The 19796-nt window shown below is 67.3% G+C and carries 20 protein-coding genes and 2 tRNA genes; 18 read left to right on the top strand and 4 right to left on the bottom strand.

The window, feature by feature from the left end:
• Positions 1-107 precede the first annotated feature (107 nt).
• Together tatC and HV701_RS24290 are read left to right on the top strand one after the other, a co-directional pair.
• Complete coding sequence (gene tatC / locus HV701_RS24285) at positions 108-899, top strand: twin-arginine translocase subunit TatC (protein ID WP_175135565.1); 792 nt, start codon at positions 108-110, stop codon at positions 897-899.
• A gap of 102 nt (positions 900-1001) precedes the next feature.
• Positions 1002-1400, top strand: coding sequence for a helix-turn-helix domain-containing protein (locus HV701_RS24290; protein WP_175135566.1), 399 nt, complete (start codon positions 1002-1004; stop codon positions 1398-1400).
• Between the two features lie 46 nt (positions 1401-1446).
• Here the strand turns inward: HV701_RS24290 and HV701_RS24295 are convergent, their stop codons facing one another.
• The gene (locus tag HV701_RS24295) at positions 1447-2622 is read right to left on the bottom strand and encodes a trypsin-like peptidase domain-containing protein (protein ID WP_175135567.1); all 1176 of its coding nucleotides are present in this window, start codon (positions 2620-2622) and stop codon (positions 1447-1449) included.
• A 19-nt stretch (positions 2623-2641) separates the two neighbouring features.
• Between HV701_RS24295 and HV701_RS24300 the strand changes: the two genes are divergently transcribed.
• On the top strand, positions 2642-3418 hold the full coding sequence (locus HV701_RS24300) for a Nif3-like dinuclear metal center hexameric protein (protein ID WP_175135568.1): 777 nt from the start codon (positions 2642-2644) through the stop codon (positions 3416-3418).
• A gap of 101 nt (positions 3419-3519) precedes the next feature.
• Here the strand turns inward: HV701_RS24300 and mscL are convergent, their stop codons facing one another.
• Complete coding sequence (mscL, locus tag HV701_RS24305; protein WP_175135569.1) at positions 3520-3975, bottom strand: large conductance mechanosensitive channel protein MscL; 456 nt, start codon at positions 3973-3975, stop codon at positions 3520-3522.
• 140 nt (positions 3976-4115) lie between these two features.
• On the opposite strand from mscL, the gene petA reads away from it, so the two are divergent.
• The 7 genes from petA (at position 4116) to HV701_RS24340 (ending at position 9402) form a co-directional block, all read left to right on the top strand.
• Complete coding sequence (gene petA, locus HV701_RS24310) at positions 4116-4757, top strand: ubiquinol-cytochrome c reductase iron-sulfur subunit (RefSeq protein WP_175135570.1); 642 nt, start codon at positions 4116-4118, stop codon at positions 4755-4757.
• Positions 4758-4832: 75 nt separating this feature from the next.
• Positions 4833-6221, top strand: coding sequence for a cytochrome b (locus HV701_RS24315; RefSeq protein ID WP_020925626.1), 1389 nt, complete (start codon positions 4833-4835; stop codon positions 6219-6221).
• 24 nt (positions 6222-6245) lie between these two features.
• Positions 6246-7097 carry a cytochrome c1 gene (locus tag HV701_RS24320; protein ID WP_175135571.1) on the top strand — a complete coding sequence of 284 codons (852 nt, stop codon included), beginning with the start codon at positions 6246-6248 and terminating at the stop codon, positions 7095-7097.
• Between the two features lie 153 nt (positions 7098-7250).
• On the top strand, positions 7251-7862 hold the full coding sequence (locus tag HV701_RS24325; protein WP_006388039.1) for a glutathione S-transferase N-terminal domain-containing protein: 612 nt from the start codon (positions 7251-7253) through the stop codon (positions 7860-7862).
• A 12-nt stretch (positions 7863-7874) separates the two neighbouring features.
• A complete protein-coding gene (locus HV701_RS24330; RefSeq protein ID WP_175135572.1) occupies positions 7875-8318 on the top strand; it encodes a ClpXP protease specificity-enhancing factor in 444 nt (147 codons plus the stop codon).
• 275 nt (positions 8319-8593) lie between these two features.
• Positions 8594-9235, top strand: a complete 642-nt coding sequence (locus HV701_RS24335; RefSeq protein ID WP_175135573.1) for an imm11 family protein — start codon at positions 8594-8596, stop codon at positions 9233-9235.
• A 91-nt stretch (positions 9236-9326) separates the two neighbouring features.
• Positions 9327-9402, top strand: a tRNA-Thr gene (locus HV701_RS24340).
• 431 nt (positions 9403-9833) lie between these two features.
• Here the strand turns inward: HV701_RS24340 and HV701_RS24345 are convergent.
• Positions 9834-11222 carry a GntP family permease gene (locus HV701_RS24345; protein WP_175135574.1) on the bottom strand — a complete coding sequence of 463 codons (1389 nt, stop codon included), beginning with the start codon at positions 11220-11222 and terminating at the stop codon, positions 9834-9836.
• A gap of 151 nt (positions 11223-11373) precedes the next feature.
• Between HV701_RS24345 and HV701_RS24350 the strand changes: the two genes are divergently transcribed.
• The 5 genes from HV701_RS24350 (at position 11374) to HV701_RS24370 (ending at position 14885) form a co-directional block, all read left to right on the top strand.
• Positions 11374-11449: transfer RNA gene (locus tag HV701_RS24350), tRNA-Asn, on the top strand.
• A gap of 161 nt (positions 11450-11610) precedes the next feature.
• Positions 11611-12057 (top strand): hypothetical protein, encoded by a 447-nt coding sequence (locus tag HV701_RS24355; RefSeq protein WP_244957791.1) that lies wholly within the window; start codon positions 11611-11613, stop codon positions 12055-12057.
• Positions 12058-12144: 87 nt separating this feature from the next.
• A complete protein-coding gene (gene gcvA, locus HV701_RS24360) occupies positions 12145-13047 on the top strand; it encodes a transcriptional regulator GcvA (protein ID WP_175135575.1) in 903 nt (300 codons plus the stop codon).
• Positions 13048-13155: 108 nt separating this feature from the next.
• Entirely contained in the window at positions 13156-13629 is a 474-nt protein-coding gene (locus HV701_RS24365) for a RidA family protein (protein WP_175135576.1), read from the top strand.
• Between the two features lie 47 nt (positions 13630-13676).
• On the top strand, positions 13677-14885 hold the full coding sequence (locus HV701_RS24370) for an aminotransferase class V-fold PLP-dependent enzyme (RefSeq protein ID WP_175135577.1): 1209 nt from the start codon (positions 13677-13679) through the stop codon (positions 14883-14885).
• Positions 14886-14903: 18 nt separating this feature from the next.
• Here HV701_RS24370 and HV701_RS24375 read toward each other — a convergent pair whose 3' ends face one another.
• Positions 14904-15797 (bottom strand): DMT family transporter, encoded by an 894-nt coding sequence (locus HV701_RS24375; RefSeq protein ID WP_175135578.1) that lies wholly within the window; start codon positions 15795-15797, stop codon positions 14904-14906.
• Positions 15798-15966: 169 nt separating this feature from the next.
• On the opposite strand from HV701_RS24375, the gene HV701_RS24380 reads away from it, so the two are divergent.
• From HV701_RS24380 to HV701_RS24390, 3 genes are all read left to right on the top strand, one after another.
• Entirely contained in the window at positions 15967-16854 is an 888-nt protein-coding gene (locus HV701_RS24380; protein WP_175135579.1) for a helix-turn-helix domain-containing protein, read from the top strand.
• A 67-nt stretch (positions 16855-16921) separates the two neighbouring features.
• Positions 16922-18352, top strand: a complete 1431-nt coding sequence (locus HV701_RS24385) for a DUF2868 domain-containing protein (protein WP_175135580.1) — start codon at positions 16922-16924, stop codon at positions 18350-18352.
• Positions 18345-19733 (top strand): GTPase/DUF3482 domain-containing protein, encoded by a 1389-nt coding sequence (locus tag HV701_RS24390; RefSeq protein WP_175135581.1) that lies wholly within the window; start codon positions 18345-18347, stop codon positions 19731-19733. Before HV701_RS24385 ends, HV701_RS24390 begins: the two co-directional genes overlap by 8 nt.
• The last annotated feature ends 63 nt before the right edge of the window (positions 19734-19796 follow it).

Raw genomic sequence — 19796 nt, forward strand, 5'->3', positions numbered from 1 at the left:
GCTCCCGCCCCGCAACCCGCGCCCGCCCCGGCGCCCGCGGCCCACGCGCCCGCCGCCAGCGATCCTCCGCCGGCCGCCAAGCCCGCCACGCCCTCCGGAACGACAACGTGACCCAGGACGCCTCCCAAGAAGACGGCCAGCAGGAAAGCTTCATCTCCCACCTGGTCGAACTGCGCACCCGCCTGCTGCGCGCCGTCGGCGCGGTGGTGGTGGTGTTCATCATTCTGTTCATCTACCCCGGCGCGTCCGCCATCTACGACGTGCTGGCCCAGCCCATGCTGGCCTCGCTGCCCCAGGGCACGCGCATGATCGCCACCGGCGTCATCACGCCCTTCATGGTGCCGGTCAAGGTCACTATGATGGCGGCGTTCATCCTGGCGCTGCCGGTAGTGCTGTACCAGGCCTGGGCCTTCGTCGCCCCCGGCCTGTACAAGCACGAAAAGCGCCTGGCGCTGCCGCTGATCATTTCCAGCACGCTGCTGTTCATCGCGGGCATGGCGTTCTGCTATTTCGTGGTGTTCCGCACGGTCTTCCACTTCATCGCCACCTTCGCGCCGCAATCGATCACGCCGGCGCCAGACATCGAGGCCTACCTGAGCTTCGTCATGACCATGTTCATGGCGTTCGGCATCACCTTCGAGGTGCCGGTGGCGGTGGTGCTGCTGGTGCGCATGGGCGTGGTGGAACTGTCCAAGCTCAAAAGCGCGCGCGGCTACGTGGTGGTGGGCGCATTCATCATCGCCGCGGTGGTGACGCCGCCCGACGTGGTCAGCCAGTTCATGCTGGCGGTGCCACTGTGCCTGCTGTATGAACTGGGGCTGATCTGCGCGCGCATGGTCACGCCCAAACCCAGCGCCGATGACACCGCGGGCGACGGTTCGCTGACCGAGCGCCACTGAAGCCGCGGCGCGCTGGCGCAAACGGGGGCCGCGCGCCCCCGATTTTCCACAAGCGGACGCTTTCCGCTTGTCCCGCATCGACTGCAAACTTACATTGCAGCCATGTCGCTCGCCCTACGCCTGCGCACCCTGATGCGGTGGCGCGGCATCAAAAGCCAGAACCAGCTCGCCCGCATCTCCGGCGTGCCGCAGTCCTGCATCCACCGCATCCTCACCCGCGAAGAACGCTACGCGCCGACCCGCGCCACCCTGCAGCGGCTGGCGCGCGCGCTGGACACCCAGGTGCCCTGGCTGGCGGACGGCATGGTCGCGCAGGCCGCTGACGCATCCCCGCCGCACCAGGACGAGCAATCCGATGCCTATTGCGCCGAAATCTGTGCGCTGCTGCGGCACCAGCCCGAGGCCACGCGCAAGCGCGTGCTGCAGGTGGTGCGCCTGGTGCTCGACGCGCCTTGCCGGCCCCGCCGCCAGGTCGCGTCCCGCCAGCCCCAGGTCCGCTAGCGGCCCATCCGGCATGGCCGGCGCGCGGCGGCCGCCGGCCACCGCGTCATCGCGGCAGGCCCGGCCGCGTCCCCACCACCACCGCCACCTCGGCGATCTTGCCGCCGCGCAGCACACCCAGCGTGGCGCGCTGCCCCGGGGTCAACTGCGCGATCTCGGCCAGCAAGCCCGAGGTGTCCAGCATCGGTTTGCCGTTGACCGTCTGCACGATGTCGCCGACCCGCAATCCTCCCTTGGCGGCGGGGCCATCGCGCAGCACTCCCGCGATGATCACGCCGCGGGCGTTGCGGCCCATCTGGAAAGCGCGCGCCAGCTCGGCTGTCAGGTCCTGCGGTTCCACGCCCAGCCAGCCGCGCTTGACGCCGCCGGTCTTGACGATCTCGTCCATCACCTTGCGCGCGATATCGATCGGCGTGGCGAAGCCGATACCCATCGACCCGCCCGATTCGGAGTAGATCGCGGTATTGATCCCCACCAGGTTGCCGCGCGCATCGACCAGCGCGCCGCCCGAGTTGCCCGGGTTGATCGCCGCATCGGTCTGGATGAAGTTCTCGTAGGTATTCAGGCCGAGGCCGTTGCGGCCCAGCGCCGACACGATCCCCTGCGTGGTGGTCTGGCCCACGCCGAACGGATTGCCGATCGCCAGCACGACATCGCCCACGCGCAGGCCGCCGTCCGGCGCCAGGGTGGCCGCCGGCAGGTTGCGCAAGGTCGCCAGCTTCAATACCGCCAGATCGGTGTCCGGGTCCGCGCCCACCACCTTGGCCGAATCCTTGCGCCCATCGGCCAGCGCCACCTCGATGGCGTCGGCGGCCTGCACTACGTGATAATTGGTCAGCACATAGCCATCTTGGTTGACCACCACGCCCGACCCCAGGCTGGTACTGGCCTGGCGCCGGCTCACTCCCGGCACCTGGCCGAACAGCTGGCGCAGGATGGGGTCGTCCGGCAGCGGCACCAGGGGCACGTCCACGTGCTTGGTGGTATAGACGTTGACCACCGACGGCGCCGCCCGCGCCACGCCGTCGGCATATGACACCGGCCCCGTGGCGGCGCGCAACGCGGCCGTTCCCGGCGCCGTTGCCGCCCGCGGCGCGGTCGCGCCCGACGTGGCGGCGGGCCCGCCCAACCGCAGCAGATCCGGCCGCAAGGTGGTGACGACGAATAGAATACCCAGGCAGACCGTGACGGCCTGAGCGAAGATCAGCCAATATCGGCGCATGTTTCTGATAGGACTAGCAATGAGTAAAGTGGACTCCCACGTCCTGGCCGCCTGGCTGGACGACACCCTGCAAGCCGCGCGTTTCAAAGACTACTGCCCCAATGGGCTGCAGGTGGAAGGCCGATCCGAAGTCGGACACATTATCACCGGTGTCACCGCCAGCGAAGCCCTGTTGCGCATCGCCGTCGAGCGCGGCGCCGACGCGGTGCTGGTCCACCACGGCTGGATGTGGCGCAACGAAGACCGTCGCGTCATCGGCACGCGCCGTACCCGCATGGCACTGGCCTTGAAGAACGACCTCAACCTGTACGCCTACCACCTGCCCCTGGACGCGCATCCGAGCCTCGGCAACAACGCCCAGCTGGCCCGCGTCCTCGGCCTGGAACCCGAACGCCGCGACGACGGCACGCCGCGCACCTGTGGCGCCGACAACCTGGTCTGGCTCGGCGCCGCCCCCGACCTCGCCACCCTGGGCCAACTCGCCGCCCGCATCCAGCAACGGCTCGGCCGCCCGCCTCTGGTCGTCGGCAATCCCGACCAGCCCCTGGCCCGCATTGCCTGGTGCACCGGCGGCGCCCAGGGCATGCTGGCCGACGCCGTCGACGCTGGCGCCACCGCCTACATCACCGGCGAAGCCTCCGAATCCACCTTCCACCTTGCCCAGGAAACCGGCGTCGCCTTCCTCGGCGCCGGCCACCACGCCACCGAACGCTACGGCATCCAGGCCCTCGGTCAGGCCGTGGCGGAACGCTTTGGCATCAAGGTGGAATTCGTGGATCTGGACAACCCGGTGTAATCGAAGCCGCCCCGGACGGCCCACGCAGCATCGACGTCCGCCGGGCAATCAAACCACGAGCCCATGAAAAAGCGCCCCGCAGGGCGCTTTTATCTTCAGGCTCATGGCTTCTTCAGCAAATCCCGGATCTCGCGCAGCAGCGCCACACCCTCAGGCGTCGGGGCCGGCGCCGCCGGAGCCGGCGCTTCCTCGGCCTTGGTCCGCGCCTTGTAGATGGCCTTCACCATCCAGAAGATCACCAACGCCAGCAACACGAAATTGATGACGATGGTGAGGAAATTCCCCCAGGCAAAGACGATCGCTCCCGCCTTCGTCATCTCCGCATACGTCATCGGCCCGTTGTAGCCCGCGGGCATCGACAGCACCAGGAATTTGTTCGAGAAATCGACCGAACCGCCAAGCACGAAATTGACCAGCGGCATGACGATATCCTTGACCAGCGAGTCGACGATCTTGCCGAACGCCGCCCCGATGATCACACCAACCGCCAAATCGACCGCATTGCCTTTGACAGCGAAATCCCGGAATTCTTTGACGAAACCAGTCGCTTTGCTCATAAAAGCACTCCCTTCGTGATACGCCCACCAGTAGGCTGGCGCTATAATACGCGGTTGCTATGTTGTTACACATTCCCGCGAAGCCGATGCCGCAGAAGTGATGCTACTCGTAGAGCGGGCGCATCAACAAGGATAGGAAGATGAGTCAGGATACGCTGGTGCATGACGATGACGGTGCGGTTGATCCAAAGCTGCCGCCCGATCCTTCGCGACGTTTCTGGGTAACCACCGCCTGTGCTGTAGGTGGCGTAGCAGGTGTCGCAACGGCCATACCGCTTGTGAGCACGTTTTCCCCTTCTGAAAAAGCCCGCGCCGCCGGCGCCCCTGTCGAAGTCGACATCGGCGACATCCCGGTCGGCACCATGAAAACCGTGGAATGGCGTGGCAAGCCGGTCTGGATCATCCACCGGTCTCCTGAACAAATCGCCGGCCTCAAGACCCAGGACGCGCTCCTGGCGGACCCTGACTCGAAACGGCCCGGCTTCACTCCCAAATACGCAGAAAACGAAGGCCGCTCGCGCAAGCCCGAGCTCTTCGTCTGTGTTGGCATCTGTACCCATCTGGGCTGCTCGCCCACCGCCCACTTCGAAACGGGTGGCGGTGGCGGCATGGGCGCCTCCTGGCAAGGCGGATTCCTCTGTCCGTGCCACGGCTCCACGTTCGACCTGGCTGGCCGGGTCTACAAGAACAAGCCCGCTCCCGATAATCTCGAAGTTCCGCCGTACCAGTATCTCACCGACTCCCGCATCATCGTGGGCGTCGATGAAGAGAACAAGGCCTGACGCTCGCGTCGCGCTTTTTTCCCGAATTACGTAAGTAAAACAAAATACGCCACGTATTAGAGAAGGAGCTGTTACATGGCTGGCGAGAAAACCGTCGAGACGACAGGCCTGTTGGGCTGGCTGGACCGGCGCTTCCCGGTGACCTCCACCTGGAAAGCGCATCTGTCCGAATACTACGCACCGAAAAACTTCAACTTTTGGTATTTCTTCGGCTCCCTGGCACTGCTGGTGCTGGTGCTGCAGATCGTGACCGGCATCTTCCTGGTCATGCACTACAAGCCGGACGCCGAGCGCGCGTTCCAATCGGTCGAATACATCATGCGCGAAGTCCCGTGGGGCTGGCTGGTGCGCTACATGCACTCGACCGGCGCCTCGATGTTCTTCGTCGTCGTCTACCTGCACATGCTGCGCGGCCTGCTCTATGGCTCGTACCGCAAGCCGCGTGAGCTGGTCTGGATCTTCGGCGTGGCGATCTTCCTCTGTCTGATGGCCGAAGCATTCTTCGGCTACCTCCTGCCGTGGGGCCAGATGTCCTACTGGGGCGCACAGGTGATCGTGAACCTGTTCGCGGCCATCCCGTTCATCGGCCCCGAGCTGTCGATCTGGATCCGCGGCGACTACGTCGTGTCCGACGCCACGCTGAACCGCTTCTTCGCCTTCCACGTCATCGCCATTCCGCTGGTGCTGGTGGGACTGGTGGCGGCGCACCTGGTGGCGCTGCACGAAGTCGGTTCGAACAACCCGGACGGCATCGAGATCAAGGAAGGCCCCAAGGACAAGTACGGTCGCCCGAAGGACGGCATTCCGTTCCATCCGTTCTACACGGTGCACGACCTGGTCGGCGTCGCGGGCTTCCTGCTGGTGTTCGCCTTCATCGTGTTCTTCGCGCCGGAGATGGGCGGGTACTTCCTGGAGTTCAACAACTTCATCCCGGCCGACTCGCTCAAGACGCCGCCGCACATCGCCCCGGTCTGGTACTTCACGCCGTTCTACTCGATGCTGCGCGCCACCACCGACGAGTTCACGTGGGTGCTGGCCGGGGCCTCGGTGCTGGGCGCCATCGCGCTGCTGGTCAAGAGCAACCTGAAGGGCTTCATGCGCATCGCCGTGCCCGGCATCCTGATCGTCGTGGCCGTGCTGCTGCGCGTGATCGACGCCAAGTTCTGGGGCGTGGTCGCCATGGGCGGCACCGTGGTCATCCTGTTCTTCCTGCCGTGGCTGGACCATTCGCCGGTCAAGTCGATCCGCTACCGCCCCACCTGGCACAAGTGGATCTACGGCATCTTCATGGTCAACTTCCTGGTGCTCGGCTACATCGGTACGCAGCCGCCCAGTCCGCCGTTGAACATCACGTCGCAGATCGGCACGCTGCTGTACCTGGCATTCTTCTTCCTGATGCCGGTCTGGAGCCGCCTGGGCACATTCAAGCAAGTGCCCGACCGCGTGACGTTCCACGCCCACTGAGCCAACCAGAATAACGGACCGACCATGATCAAGAAGCTGATTGGTGCCGTGGCCTTGATGCTCACGTGTACCGCTACGTTCGCCGCCGAGGGCGGCTATCCGCTGGACAAGGCGCCTTACCGCGTCAACGACATGGCGTCGCTGCAAAACGGCGCCAAGCTGTTCGTCAACTACTGTCTGAACTGCCATAGCGCATCGTCGATGCGCTACAACAAGCTCAAGGACATTGGCCTGACCGACCAGCAAATCAAGGAAAGCCTGCTGTTCACCGGCGAAAAGGTCGGCGACATGATGACCGTCGCCATGACGCCCAAGGACGCCAAGAAGTGGTTTGGCACGACGCCCCCGGACCTGTCCGTGATCGCGCGCGCCAAATCCGTCAACGCCGGCCCCTCGGGTTCCGACTACATCTATACCTACCTGCGCACGTTCTACCGTGACACCTCGCGCGCCACGGGCTGGAACAACCTGGTGTTCCCGGCCGTGGGCATGCCGCACGCGCTGTGGCAACGCCAGGGTCCGCGCGAGCTGACCACGGTGGCGATGCACGAGGTCGAAGGCAAGGACGGCGCGCCGAAAACCTGGGAACGGGTCACGACGGTGTACGATGCGCAAGGTTTTTCCACGGTCAAGGCCGAACCGGTAGCCAACTACCCCGGCCATGCCACCTTCGAGGCCAAATTCAAGGCCGCCGACCCGGCCCAAACCGCAACATACGACAACGACGTCGCTGACCTGACCGCGTTCATGGCATGGATGGCCGAACCCGTCCAGACCTTCCGCGTCCAGCTGGGCGTCGGTGTCATGTTGTTCCTGCTCTTGTTCTTCCTGGTGATGTGGCGCCTGAACGCCTCTTACTGGAAACACGTGCGCTAACCGCAACGCCCCGCCAGGCTCATCCGCCCCCATTTTCACGGCGGTGGATAATGGCGGGTTAGGGCTGTATGCCTACCCCCCGCCTGGCAATCGGGGCCAGCGCCTGCTAGATTAGGGCGCTGGCCTTTCGTTTTTAATAAAGGATTTATCGCCATGATGGTGCTCTATTCCGGAACCACGTGTCCGTTTTCGCAACGCTGCCGCTTCGTGTTGTTTGAAAAGGGCATGGATTTCGAGATCCGCGACATCGACCTGTACAACAAGCCCGAAGACATCTCGGTGATGAATCCGTACGGTCAAGTGCCCATTCTGGTCGAACGCGACCTGGTCCTGTACGAGTCGAACATCATCAACGAGTACATCGACGAGCGCTTCCCGCACCCGCAGCTCATGCCGGCCGATCCGGTGATGCGCGCGCGCACCCGCCTGTTCCTGTACAACTTCGAGAAAGAGCTGTTCGTCCACGTCTCGACGCTGGAAGACCGCAGCGCCAAGCCCGACGAGAAGAAGCTGGCCAACGCCCGCCAGAACATCCGCGACCGCCTGGCCCAACTGGCTCCCATGCTGCTCAAGAACAAGTACATGCTGGGCGAGGAATTCTCCATGCTCGACGTGGCCGTGGCCCCGCTGCTGTGGCGCCTGGACCACTACGGCATCGAACTGCCCAAGAACGCGGCCCCGCTGCAAAAGTACGCCGAACGCATCTTCTCGCGCCCGGCCTACATCGAAGCGCTGACGCCTTCGGAAAAAGTGATGCGTCGCTAAGGTTGTTGCGTGATGGGTGAAACTTCGACCAAACCGTATCTGATCCGCGCGCTGCACGAATGGTGCACCGATAACGGCTACACGCCGTACATCACCGTGCAAGTCGACGAGCACACCATGGTGCCCGTCGCCCATGTGCGCGACGGCCAGATCACCCTGAACGTGGGCACGCTGGCCACCAACCGCCTGGTGCTGGGCAACGAATTCATCGAATTCCAGGCCCGCTTCAGCGGCGTGACCGAAAACGTCTACGTGCCGGTGGGCGCCGTCAGCGCCATCTATGCGCGCGAAACCGGCGCCGGCATGGGCTTCGAAGTCCAGCCCTACGAACCGCCGGCGCCCGGTACACCCGGGGCGTCCGAGTCTGCCGCCCCCGAAACCGACGCGGACACCCCGCCGGGCGACGATGGCGGCGACGACGAACCCAAGCGTCCGCACCTGACGATCGTCAAGTGACGCGGCGCGCCGGAACCGGGATTCTCTTGCATCGACGGACCCGCGCCACGCACCGGCCGCGCCGGTAATGCCCGCTTGATCTGAAACGCCCCTGCCCAGGGGCGTTTCCCTGTCCGCCGCCCCCCGCCCGCTTGACAATTCCCGCAATCCGGAACGATAGCGCGTATCATTTGCAAATATTGCCGGAATCCCGTCTCATACGGCTGAACCGGGCCTGATGTCGTCCGCCATGCGTCGTGCCGCGCGCCGCCGGGCCCCAGGAGCCGCAACAAACCATGCCGTACCTGATCGGAATGCCGCCCTTCGGCGTGTCGACACAATTCGTGCCGCAGATCGACCGTCAGTTGCTCGCCAAGCTCTGCCTGTTCGACGATCTGTCGGACGAGGACCTGGCGCGGATCCCGCGGCAGATCCGCCTGACCCTGCGCGGCGCAGGCCGTGTGCCGGCGATCCTGGGCTGGGATGGCGGGCCGTTCGCGGTCAGCGCGCGCGTGCGCGAACTCATGGAATCGCTGGAGCCCGATACGCACCGGTTCCAGCCGATCGACGTCGAAACCATGACCACGGGCCGCAAGCGCCGCCCGTTCCGCACCTACCACCTGCTGGTGTGTCCGCCACGGGTCGATGCCGTGATCATCGAGAAAACCGAGTTCGCCCGCGGCATGGGGCAGGCTGGCTACGAAGCCAGCAACGGCTTTTCCTACCTGAAAGGCACGCCGCTGGTGCTGGACCAGGCCGCCATCGAGAACCGCTGCTTCTGGCGACTGCCGCGCCAGTTCGGCGTGCGGCCGACCCATCCGCACAGCGGCATCAGCGGTTATTTCTGCTCCGACGAGTTGTGGCGGGCGCTGCGCGCCGAGCGCCTGCATGGCTGGGAAGCCAGACGGCGCTGCGCCACCGCCGTCCGGCCGGCATGAGCGACGCCGCGTCCTGCAAAGCGCTCCGGCGCCGGAAAGGATCTCCTTTTTTCATTACAATGCAGTCCCTGCGCGTGCCCCGTCACGCCAAGCCGGTGTAGCTCAGTTGGTAGAGCAGCTCACTTGTAATGAGAAGGTCGAGGGTTCGATTCCTTTCACCGGCACCATCCGCATCAACGGCCCGGGCTCCTTGCCCGGCAGCTCCACCCGCCTACCAGGCCTGGCCGAACGTTCCCGTTCGCTGATCGCTCACGTCGTCGCGCGCCGCGCCTCCCGTTAACGAGTTCAATGCATGTCGGCCTATCAAGCTTGGCTAGGCTTGTCTTGACCCCATGCACGGCACCCACGGCCACGCGACGGTCCATGGCATGGAGGATCGCTTGCCTATGAAGCGCTCGATCGGGAGATGCCGATCCATGTTCCGTCACATCACGGCCGGCGTCAGCGACCTGGCCCGCCCTCGGTTTTCTACGATGCGATTCTGGCGAGCCACGCCGAAGCCCTGTTCATCATCAAGATTGCGGGCGGTCGGTATCTGTTCTATCTGGGCTGCAAGGCGGCCCGCTCGGCGCCCATCATACGAGGCCGGTGGCGCCGTTCACCCCAGCGCCGGCAGCATGTTGAACAGCAGCACCATGACCAGGCCGACCACCGCCACGATGGACTGCACCACCGAGATCGTCTTGGTGGCCTCGCCCATGGTCATGCCGAACGATTCCTTCACCATCCAGAACCCGGCGTGGTTGGCGTAGTTGAAGAACAAGGAACCGCACCCGATGGACAGCGCCAGCAGCGGCAGGTTGAGGGTGGGGTCGGCTCCCGCCAGCGGCGCCAGCAGGCCGGCGGCGCCGACGATGCCAACCGTGGCCGAGCCGGTCGAGACCGACAACAGCATCGCAATCAGCCAGCCCAGGATCAGCGGCGGGAACGCGAACTGCTGAGTCAGGTGGACGATGGCATCGCCCACCTTGGCACTGGTCAGGACCTGCTGGAAGGCGCCGCCGCCGGCGATGATCAGCATGATGCCGGCGATCGGCTTGAGGCTCTTGCCGAGCGCATCGCGCAGCTTGTCGGCGTCGCCGCCGCGCAGCAGCACCAGCGTCACGGCCGCGAACAGCACGCCCAGCAGCATGGCGACCATCGGATTGCCCAGGAACGCCGCCACATGCAGCAGGGGCGAGGTCTTGGGCAACAGCATTTCGGCCACCGCGTGCAGCAGCATCAGCAGGGCGGGCAGCAACGCGGCCAGCACCCCCAGGCCGACACTGGGTTGGCCCTGACCGGCATCGGCCGCCCGGGTCACGGTGAACTGTTCGAGCAGGGCTTCGTCGGGGCGGGTGCGCATGCGCGGCGCGATGAAGGCGCCGTACAGCGGACCGCCCAGGACCATCGCCGGCAGCGCGGCCAGGAACCCATAGATCATGGTCGGGCCGACGCTGGTCTTGAGGCTGGCGATCGCGGTCAGCGGCCCCGGATGCGGCGGCACCATGCCATGCATGGCAGCCAGCGCCGAGATCACCGGCACGCCCACGTACACATAGGCCGAGCCCTTGAAGCGCTCCTGGCCTTCCAGTTTGCGGGCCACGCTGAAGATCAGCGGCAGCATCACCACCAGGCCGACCTCGAAGAACATCGGGATGCCGATGATGAAGGCCACCAGCGTCATGGTCCAGGGGATCATGCGCGGCGAGGTGCGTTTCAGGATGGCATTGGCCAGGCGCTCGGTGGTGCCGGAGTCCGCCAGGATCTTGCCGAGCATGGCGCCCAGCGCGATCACCACGCCCACGGCGCCAAGGGTCTTGCCCGCGCCGTCGGTCAGGTTCTTGGCGATGGCGGTGGGCGCCATGCCGGTGGCAAAGCCGACGCCGATGGAAACGATCAGGAGCGCCAGCAGCGGGTGCATGCGGATGCGCGAGACGATAAGGGCGACCAGCACCAGCACACTCACCAGGGCGGTAAGCAGCAATTGGATGTCGAACGAAGACATAGGTGAAATCCAGAGAAACGTGAGAGGTCGCGAACCTTCTGCGTGCCATGATAAGGGATTACCCCGGCGCGACCCGCCATAAACCCCGCGGCCAGCCGGGCCGTTTTGCATTCCCCGCGAAATTTGTGCATAATTCGCCCCCTCTACCTGTTCCCCGATAGCTCAGTCGGTAGAGCGACGGACTGTTAATCCGCAGGTCGCTGGTTCGAGCCCAGCTCGGGGAGCCAAAGAATTGCCATACCCAAAATGCACCACCGAAAGGCCCGCGACATGCTTGCGGGCCTTTTGCATGGGCGCCGGGGCAGGATTCGCGAACTCGGATTTTCGGACTTGATCACCCGCTGAACCGGCCGCGACCCGCCGAATGCATGACGGAAAGGTTTTACGATTGACGTTGAATCAACCGTCAAGCCTCGGCATCAGTCCGGCCCCGTCCATGCCTCAGTCCCCGAACACGCAGCCCATCGATTCAAAAACCGCCTTTGAACTTGTGTTTGGCCTGTTGCAGGACATCCCCTGGCTGGTTCGCGGCGTGTCCACGGCGCTGCCGGACATCGAGGTCATGAAGGCGCATCAGGCCGAGGCGGTCAATGCGATCCTGTGGATATGTGAAACCGGGGATCTGGCGAACTGGCCCAGGCAAACCCACCGCGACGCACAAGCCACGGCGTCCTACCTGCTGACGGACCTGGCCTTCCAACTGCTCGATCCGGCCTCGCCATGCGCCACGCGCACCTGGGACGTGGCCGCCGACCAGCCGCGGCATCGGCAGGCGCTGCAGGTCGTGCACCACGAAATCCTGCGCAGCAAACCCATCTCCACACGGCCGCGCTGATCCGGTTCCGCCTCCGGGCCTGATTTGCGAGAATGAGGCTTCCGGCCGGATACTTCGGCCCCACCTCCTCCGCGCTGCGCCCGCTCCATGCGTTCCAACCGATCCCTGCCTGCCTTGGTCTCGCTGCGTGCTTTCGAGGCGGCCGCCCGGCGCCTGAGCTTCAGCCTGGCGGGCGAGGAACTGTTCGTCACGCAAAGCGCCATCAGCCACCATATCCAGCGGCTCGAAGCCGAGCTGGGCGTGACGCTGTTCGAGCGCCGTACACGCGCGGTGGCGCTGACGCCGGCCGGGCAGGCGTATTACGAGCGCGTGCACGCCGCCTTCGAATTGCTGCGCCAGGGTACCGAGACGATCCGCGCGCCGGCGGCCGCGCGCGACACGCTGCGGGTCGGCCTGCTGGCCTCGTTCGCCACGCGCTGGCTGGCGCCGCGCCTGCCGGACTTCGCCGCCAGCCATCCGGACATCGACCTGCAATTGCTGCCCGCCATCGGCCTGGCCGACGTGGCGGCCGGCGAAGTGGACGTGGCCATCCGCTACGGCCGCGGCACCTGGCCCGGGGTGCGGTCGCGGCGCCTGATGCCGGAACGGCTGTCGGTGGTATGCGCGCCGGCCCTGGTGGCGGGCCGGCGCCGGCCGCGCGCGCCCGCCGACCTGCTGCGCTACCCGCTGCTGGTCTCGCACGCGCAGCTGCCGTTCGAATGGGACGCCTGGGCGCGGCAGCATGGCCTGGACCTGAGCCGCGCCCAGACCGTGCATCTGCACGACTACAACATCGTGGTGGAAGCGGCGCTGGCGGGACAGGGCATGGCCATGGGCCGCCACCGCCTGATCGCCACGCAGCTGGCCAGCGGCGCCCTGGTGGAAGCGCTGCCGGACACCGCGCTGGACGATCCGCGCATCGGCTGGTGGTTCGTCGGCCCGCGCGGCAAGTCCGGCGCCGCCGCCCAGGCGTTCCAGGCATGGCTGACCCAAGCGGCGGCGGATGCTTGACGCATTACTTTTTCTCATGCGTGACTCGCAATAATTGATTGGTCAGGCACGGCCCGCGCCGATAGCATGAGGGACCGTTCTTCCTCATCCCTCTCATAGGTGACACCCATGACCCGTACCATCTCCGGCCGCGTGGCCGAACTCGGCCTTGTGCTAGAAGCCGCGGCCGCGCCCGCCGCCAATTACGTCCCCTTCGTCCAGGAAGGCAACCTGCTGTACATCTCCGGCCAGATTTCGCGCAGCGGCGGCAAGGCCGTCTTCCTGGGCCAGCTTGGCAACCAGATTGCCGAAGCCGACGGCGTCTCGGCCGCGCGCTTGTCGGCGCTGGGCATCCTGGCACAGATCGCCGCCGCCACCGGCGACCGCCTGGATCGCGTGGCGCGCGTGGTGCGCCTGGGCGTGTTTGTCGCCAGCACGCCGGATTTCAATCGCCAGAGCGCGGTCGCCAATGGCGCTTCGGACCTGATGGTGGAAGTGTTCGGCGACGCCGGCCGCCATGCGCGCAGCGCGGTCGGCGTGGCCTCGCTGCCGCAGGGCGTGGCGGTGGAAGTGGAAGCCGTCGTCGCCCTCACGCCCGCCTGATGTCCCGGCGCCGGGTCCGCGCCCGGCGCCTCTTTCCTGGAACCGCCATGACCGCCGCCGTCCTGACTCCCGCCGCCCTCGACACGCTGCGCGCCGCCACGCCCGGCACGCGCACCACCGTCCACTTCAACCATGCCGGCGCATCGCTGCCGTCCGCGGCCACGCTCGATGCCATCCACGCCCATCTGCGGCGTGAAGCCGAGCTGGGGCCGATGGAGGCGGGCGTGGCCGCGCGCGCGCAGACGGGCGAGGCGCGACAACTGGCCGCGCGACTGCTCAATGCCCAGCCCGACGAGATCGCCCTGACCGGCGGCAACTCGCCCGGCTGGGGCGCAGCCTTCGCGGCACTGGGCCCCTGGCGCGCCGGCGACCGCATCCTGGTGGGCCGCCACGAGTGGGGCGGCAACCTTGCCGCCATGCGGCTGGCGGCACAACCGGCGGGCGTCCGGATCGAGACGATTCCATCGGACGACAGCGGCTGCGTCGACCCCGCCGCGCTGCAATCCATGCTGGACGAACGCGTGCGGCTGATCGCGCTGACCTGGCTGCCGGCCAATGGCGGCCTGATCAATCCGGCCGCCGCCATCGGCCGCGTCGCGCGCGCCGCCGGCGTGCCGTATTTCATTGATGCGGCCCAGGCCGTGGGCCAGTTGCCGATCGACGTCGCCGACGTCGGCTGCGATGTCTTGAGCGGCGCGGGCCGCAAGGCGCTGCGCGGCCCGCGCGGCACCGGCCTGCTTTATGTGCGGCGCGATTTCCTGCCGCGCCTGACCCCCGCCTTCGTCGACACCTATTCGGCGCCCCTGGACGCCGACGGCCGTCCGCAACTGCGGGACGACGCCGCGCGCTTCGAATCGGCCGAAGCCTCACTGGCCTTGCGCTGCGGGCTGGCCAACGCATTGCGCGAGGCCCTGGACATCGGGCTGGACGCCATCCGCGCCCGCATCGACACGATCGCCCAGGTCCTGCGCCACGAACTGGCCGCCATCGACGGCATCGAAGTGCTGGATCAGGGCCGGGATCGTTCCGGCCTGGTGTCGTTCAATCTCGCGGGACACGATGCCGCCGACCTTCAGCGCACCCTGGCCGCGCAGGGCATCATCATCGGCAGCAACGGCGTGCCGTACACGCCGCTGGACATGAATGCGCGCGGTCTGGCGCAGATCGCGCGCGCTTCGGTCAGCTACCTGACCCGCGACGACGAAATCGACCGCCTGCTCGGCGCATTGCGCGCGCTGTCACGCCGCGGCGCGTAAGGCCCCCTGGGCGCTGCGTCACGCCGCCACGCGGCGCGCGAACGGCGACCATCGGGTGAAGACCAGCAGGTTGCCGAACATCACCAGCGCCAGCCCCAACAATGCGGCCGGCGTCCATTGGTAGCCCTCGGCGAAGGTCGACACGCTCAACGCCACCACCGGAAACAGCACCGTGCAATAGGCGGCGCGCGCCGGGCCCATGCGCCCCACCAGCGTCAGATAGGCGGTGAAGCCGATCACCGAGCCCGGAATCGCCAGATAGAGCAGGGCGCCGACGTAGGCCGTCGAGGGGTCGAAGGCGAATGGCACGCCCGCCGCCGCGCAGCCCGCCAGCAGCACGCTGGCGCCATACAACATGCTGTAGGCGTTGCCGGTCAGCGGCCGGATGCCGGCGCGCTGCTGCAGCGACGACAGCATGTTGCCGGTGGAAAAGCAGAAGGTGCCCAGCAGCGCGAAGCCCAGCCCCAGCAGCGTCTCGTGGCTGGCCTCCTGGCCCGCGAGCTCGGGCCAGAACAGCAGCAGCAGGCCGGAGAATCCGATCACGCCGGCCCACATCACGCGCGGCGCGATCCGCGTGCCGAACCACAGTCGCGCATTCAGCGCATTCCACAGCGTCGCGGCCGAAAACACCACCGACACCAGGCCGCTTGGAATCCATTGCGTCGCCGTGTAGAAGCACAGGAAATTCAGGCAGAACAGGCACAGCCCCTGGCCCAGGCACAACGCATGCCCGCGACGATCCAGTCGCTGCAGTTTTCGGGTCAGCCACAGCGCGGCGAACAACACCAGGCCAGCCAGTGCGAAGCGGTAGAAGATGGACACGGGAATCGCCACCACCCCAAGCTGCAGCTTGATGGCGATCCAGGTGGTCCCCCAGATGACGACGGTCAGGAAATACAGGAAGAGGTTCACTTTGGGACACTCAGCGGGGCCAAAAAGGACATGAGATCCGGACCCGTGAAAATCGCGGGATCCGGCGCCCAGTCTGCAGCCGCCGAAGACGAAAAAATTGCCGGTTCTTGCGGTTTTTCGGCCTCCACGCGCGCCACGCGAACGGGGATCGCAGTAGCATTTCGGTTCCATGGGCACCACCGCTTCGGCTCCGTCCGACTTCTCCGTTTTTCGCACGCTGTCCGCATCGACCGCGACCCTGGCGCGCGCCGCCTCGCTGGGCGAGGGGATCGCCATCTCGCAATGGGGCCGCAGCGCCCGCGAAACGCTGGGTTACGACATGCCCGGGCACCACACGCTCTCGCTGTACCTGCACGGCGGCGAAAAGTCATTCCGCGTCGGCCATGCGCTGCACGGCGGCGCAGGCAAGTTCTGCGTGCTGCCCGCCGAACACTATTCGCGCTGGTGCATGAACGACACCGTGCATTTCCTGCATCTGTACATCGCGCCCGAGCGGCTGGCGCGCGAAGCCGTGCTGCGGCTCGACTGCGAACCGCGCGCGCTGGAATTGCGCGATCGCACCTACATCCACGATGACTCGCTGACCGACGTCTGCCGGACCCTGCTGGACACCGACTGGAACGCGCCGGCCGAGCGCCTGGCCGCCAGCAGCGCGGCCGAGACCGTGCTGCACCATCTGCTGCGCCAAGGCGTATCGCGCAAGGCCGCGCCGCCGGCGCGCGGCGGCCTCGCGCCGACGGTGCGGCGGCGGATCATGGATTACGTCGACGCGCATCTGGCCGACCCCTTGACACTGGACCAACTGGCCCGCGTGGCCGCGCTGTCCACCTATCATTTCGCCCGCATGTTCCACGCCTCGTTCGGCGCGCCGCCACACGCCTGGGTGCGCGCCCGGCGCCTGGCCCACGCGCGCGGCCTGCTGGCCGCCGGCAAGGGCGACCTGGCCGGCATCGCGCAGGCGGCCGGCTTCGGCAATGCCAGTCACCTGTCGCGCGTATTCCGAGACGCCGTCGGTGTCACGCCCGGCCAGTACCGCGCCGCGCATCGCCGCCACTGAAGACACGGGGCGCGCGGTCTACAATGGCGCATCGCCCTTCGCGGCCTGATCGCCTGTCCCGCCCGCGATGCCATCGCCGACTTCCCGCGACGTTTCCGCTACCTTCGATGCCTCCGGCCAGGCGCCGCTGCGCGCCTATTGGCTGGCCGAACTGATCCGCTTGCGCGAAGCGCACTGGGGGCCTCTCGAAGACACCGCCATCGTGCGCCAGGTACGCCAATTGGAAGTCGGGCTGCCGGACCGCATCCTGGCCCGCGCGCAGGCATTGGCGCAACAAGAGAACCTGGCGCCGCTGGTGGATGGCTGGCGCCGCAGCGCTTTCGCCGTGCTGGCGCTGTTGCTGCTGCTGGCGCTGCTATCCGGCGCCGGCGTGGCGGCCGGCGCGCTGGGAGACGGCACCCGGGCCGTCAATGTACTGTGGGCCATGGGCGCCTTGCTCGGCCTGCACCTGCTGACTTTCCTGCTGTGGCTGGCCAGTTTTCTGCTGCGGCCCGCCGCCATGACCCCGCTGGGGCGGCTGTGGCTCTGGATCACGCGCAAGCTGGCGCGCGGCCCCGACAGCGCGCTGGTGCCGCAGGCACTGCTCAACCTGCTGGCGCGCGCCGGCGCCCTGCGCGGCCTGTTCGGCGCGATCAGCCACGGACTGTGGCTGGCGGGGCTGGCGGCCGCGCTGGCGACGCTGCTGGCGTTGCTGTCCACCGCCAGCTACCGTTTCATCTGGGCCACCACGCTGCTGGCGCCGGACACCTTCGTCCGGCTGACCCAGGTCATCGGCTGGCTGCCCTCGCAGTTGGGCTTCCCGCTGCCCGATCCGGCCATGGTGCGCGCCAGCGACGGCACCCGGCCGCTGGCCGCCGACGCGCAGGTGCAATGGTCGCTGTGGCTGATCGGGGTATTCGTGACCTATGGCATCCTGCCGCGCCTGCTGGCCTGGCTGGCCTGCATCGCCGCCACCCGCCGCGCCCTGCGCGGCCTGGCCATCGACCCGGCGCTGGCGGGCCACGCCGCGCTGCGGGACCGCCTGGAACCACCGGCCCAGTCGACCGGCATCGACCGGCCGGTCGATCCGCTGCACCAGCCACGCGTGGCCACCGCCGTGCCCGCCGGACTGGGCGGCCAACCGGTGTTGCTGGGGCTGGAGCTGCCGGCCGACCTGGACTGGCCGCCCGCCACGCTGGCAGCGTCCATCCGCCAGGCAGGCAACCTCGATACCCGTGAACAACGCAACCGCCTGCTCGACGCGCTGGCGCAGGCGGCCGCCTCGCGCCTGCTGGTGGCCTGCGATGCGCGCCAGACTCCCGACCGCGGCACCCTGGCGCTGATCGCCGAGCTGGCGGCGCACGCCAACCAGACCCGCGTCTGGCTATTGGCGCCGGCCGGGGCCGAGACGCGCGAGCCGCAATGGCGCCAGCGCCTCGCCGCCCTCGGACTGGACGCCGCCGCCATCATCGGCCCGGGCGGCACGCCACTGGATTGGCTGGAGCATGGCCATGACTGAACCGGTCATCCCCATCGCCGTGGTGGGTCACACCAACACCGGCAAGACCTCGTTGCTGCGCACGCTGACGCGCGACACCGCTTTCGGCGAAGTCGCCGACCAGCCCGGCACCACCCGCCACGTCGAGGGCGCGCGCCTGCGGCTCGATGGCCGCGCGGTGTTGGAATGGTTCGACACCCCCGGCATGGAAGACAGCATCGCGCTGCTCGAATACCTGGAGCGGCTCGACTCGCCCGGCGAACGGCTGGACGGGCCGGCGCGCATCCGCCGCTTCCTCGACACCCCGCAAGCGCATGGCCGCTACGAACAGGAAGCGCGCGTCCTGAAGAAAATGCTCGACTGCGACGCCGCGCTGTACGTGATCGACGCGCGCGATCCGGTGCTGGGCAAGCATCGCGATGAACTCGCCATCCTGGCGGCCTGCGGCCGGCCCCTGCTGCCGGTGCTGAACTTCGTCAACGCGCCCGCCCACCGCGCCGCCGAATGGCGCGATGCCCTGGCCCGGCTGGGCCTGCACGCCGCGGTCGAATTCGATACGGTGGCGCCGCCGCTGGATGGCGAACAACAGCTGTATGCCAAGCTCGGCGTGCTGCTGGATCGCCACGCCGACACGCTGGCGCGGCTGGCCGACAGCCTGGCGCGCCAGCGCCGCGAACGCCATGCGGCGGCCTATGAATTGCTGGCCGATCTGCTGGTCGACGTCGCCGCCCTGCACATCGCCAGCGCGGGCGACGAGACAGCGCTGGCCGCGGCGTCACAACAACTGCGCGAGCAGGTACGCCAGCGCGAACAGGCCTGCGTCACCGCATTGCTGGCGCTCTACAACTTCCGTGCGTCCGATTTCGATGACGACGCGCTCCCCTTGCAAGGCGAGCGCTGGGGCATGGACCTGTTCCACCCGCAAGCGCTCAAGGACATGGGCGTACAGGTTGGCATGGGCGCCGCCGCCGGCGCCATGGCCGGCGCGGCGGTGGACCTGTTCAGCGCCGGCTTGAGCCTGGGCACCGGCATGCTGATCGGCGCCGCGGCCGGCGGCCTGTGGCAGGGCGTGGAAAAGCTCGGCAAGCGTGTCGCCGGCAAACTGCGCGGCTGGCGCGAAATCAGTGTCGACGACGCCGTGCTGCGCCTGCTGGCCTTGCGCCAGCGGCAACTGATCGACGCGCTTGAACGCCGTGGCCATGCCGCGCGCGCGCCGCTGCGGCTCGATCGTCCCGATGATGAAGAGCTGCGCCGCGGCCCCCTGCCCGAAGCATTGAAGGAGGCGCGCAGCCGGCCGGCCTGGTCGGCGCTGGCCAAGGGTCATGAAGACAGCGAGCGGCGCAAGCAGATCGTGCGCGAACTGGCGCGCAGCCTCGCCACCGAGCCCGTGTCCGGCCCCTGATTTAGCCGGCCCGGCGGCGCGCCAAACCCACCATTCGCAACGCGAAGCAAGCACGTAATAACC

This window comes from Achromobacter pulmonis (assembly GCF_902859765.1).
GTDB lineage: Bacteria > Pseudomonadota > Gammaproteobacteria > Burkholderiales > Burkholderiaceae_B > Achromobacter > Achromobacter pulmonis.

Bases quoted from the DNA above. Each gene is read 5' to 3' on its own strand.
- HV701_RS24290 (WP_175135566.1), top strand. From the start codon at position 1,002: ATGTCGCTCGCCCTACGCCTGCGCACCCTGATGCGGTGGCGCGGCATC.
- HV701_RS24295 (WP_175135567.1), bottom strand. From the start codon at position 2,622: ATGCGCCGATATTGGCTGATCTTCGCTCAGGCCGTCACGGTCTGCCTG.
- HV701_RS24300 (WP_175135568.1), top strand. From the start codon at position 2,642: ATGAGTAAAGTGGACTCCCACGTCCTGGCCGCCTGGCTGGACGACACC.
- mscL (WP_175135569.1), bottom strand. From the start codon at position 3,975: ATGAGCAAAGCGACTGGTTTCGTCAAAGAATTCCGGGATTTCGCTGTC.
- petA (WP_175135570.1), top strand. From the start codon at position 4,116: ATGAGTCAGGATACGCTGGTGCATGACGATGACGGTGCGGTTGATCCA.
- HV701_RS24315 (WP_020925626.1), top strand. From the start codon at position 4,833: ATGGCTGGCGAGAAAACCGTCGAGACGACAGGCCTGTTGGGCTGGCTG.
- HV701_RS24320 (WP_175135571.1), top strand. From the start codon at position 6,246: ATGATCAAGAAGCTGATTGGTGCCGTGGCCTTGATGCTCACGTGTACC.
- HV701_RS24325 (WP_006388039.1), top strand. From the start codon at position 7,251: ATGATGGTGCTCTATTCCGGAACCACGTGTCCGTTTTCGCAACGCTGC.
- HV701_RS24330 (WP_175135572.1), top strand. From the start codon at position 7,875: ATGGGTGAAACTTCGACCAAACCGTATCTGATCCGCGCGCTGCACGAA.
- HV701_RS24335 (WP_175135573.1), top strand. From the start codon at position 8,594: ATGCCGTACCTGATCGGAATGCCGCCCTTCGGCGTGTCGACACAATTC.
- HV701_RS24345 (WP_175135574.1), bottom strand. From the start codon at position 11,222: ATGTCTTCGTTCGACATCCAATTGCTGCTTACCGCCCTGGTGAGTGTG.
- gcvA (WP_175135575.1), top strand. From the start codon at position 12,145: ATGCGTTCCAACCGATCCCTGCCTGCCTTGGTCTCGCTGCGTGCTTTC.
- HV701_RS24365 (WP_175135576.1), top strand. From the start codon at position 13,156: ATGACCCGTACCATCTCCGGCCGCGTGGCCGAACTCGGCCTTGTGCTA.
- HV701_RS24370 (WP_175135577.1), top strand. From the start codon at position 13,677: ATGACCGCCGCCGTCCTGACTCCCGCCGCCCTCGACACGCTGCGCGCC.
- HV701_RS24380 (WP_175135579.1), top strand. From the start codon at position 15,967: ATGGGCACCACCGCTTCGGCTCCGTCCGACTTCTCCGTTTTTCGCACG.
- HV701_RS24385 (WP_175135580.1), top strand. From the start codon at position 16,922: ATGCCATCGCCGACTTCCCGCGACGTTTCCGCTACCTTCGATGCCTCC.
- HV701_RS24390 (WP_175135581.1), top strand. From the start codon at position 18,345: ATGACTGAACCGGTCATCCCCATCGCCGTGGTGGGTCACACCAACACC.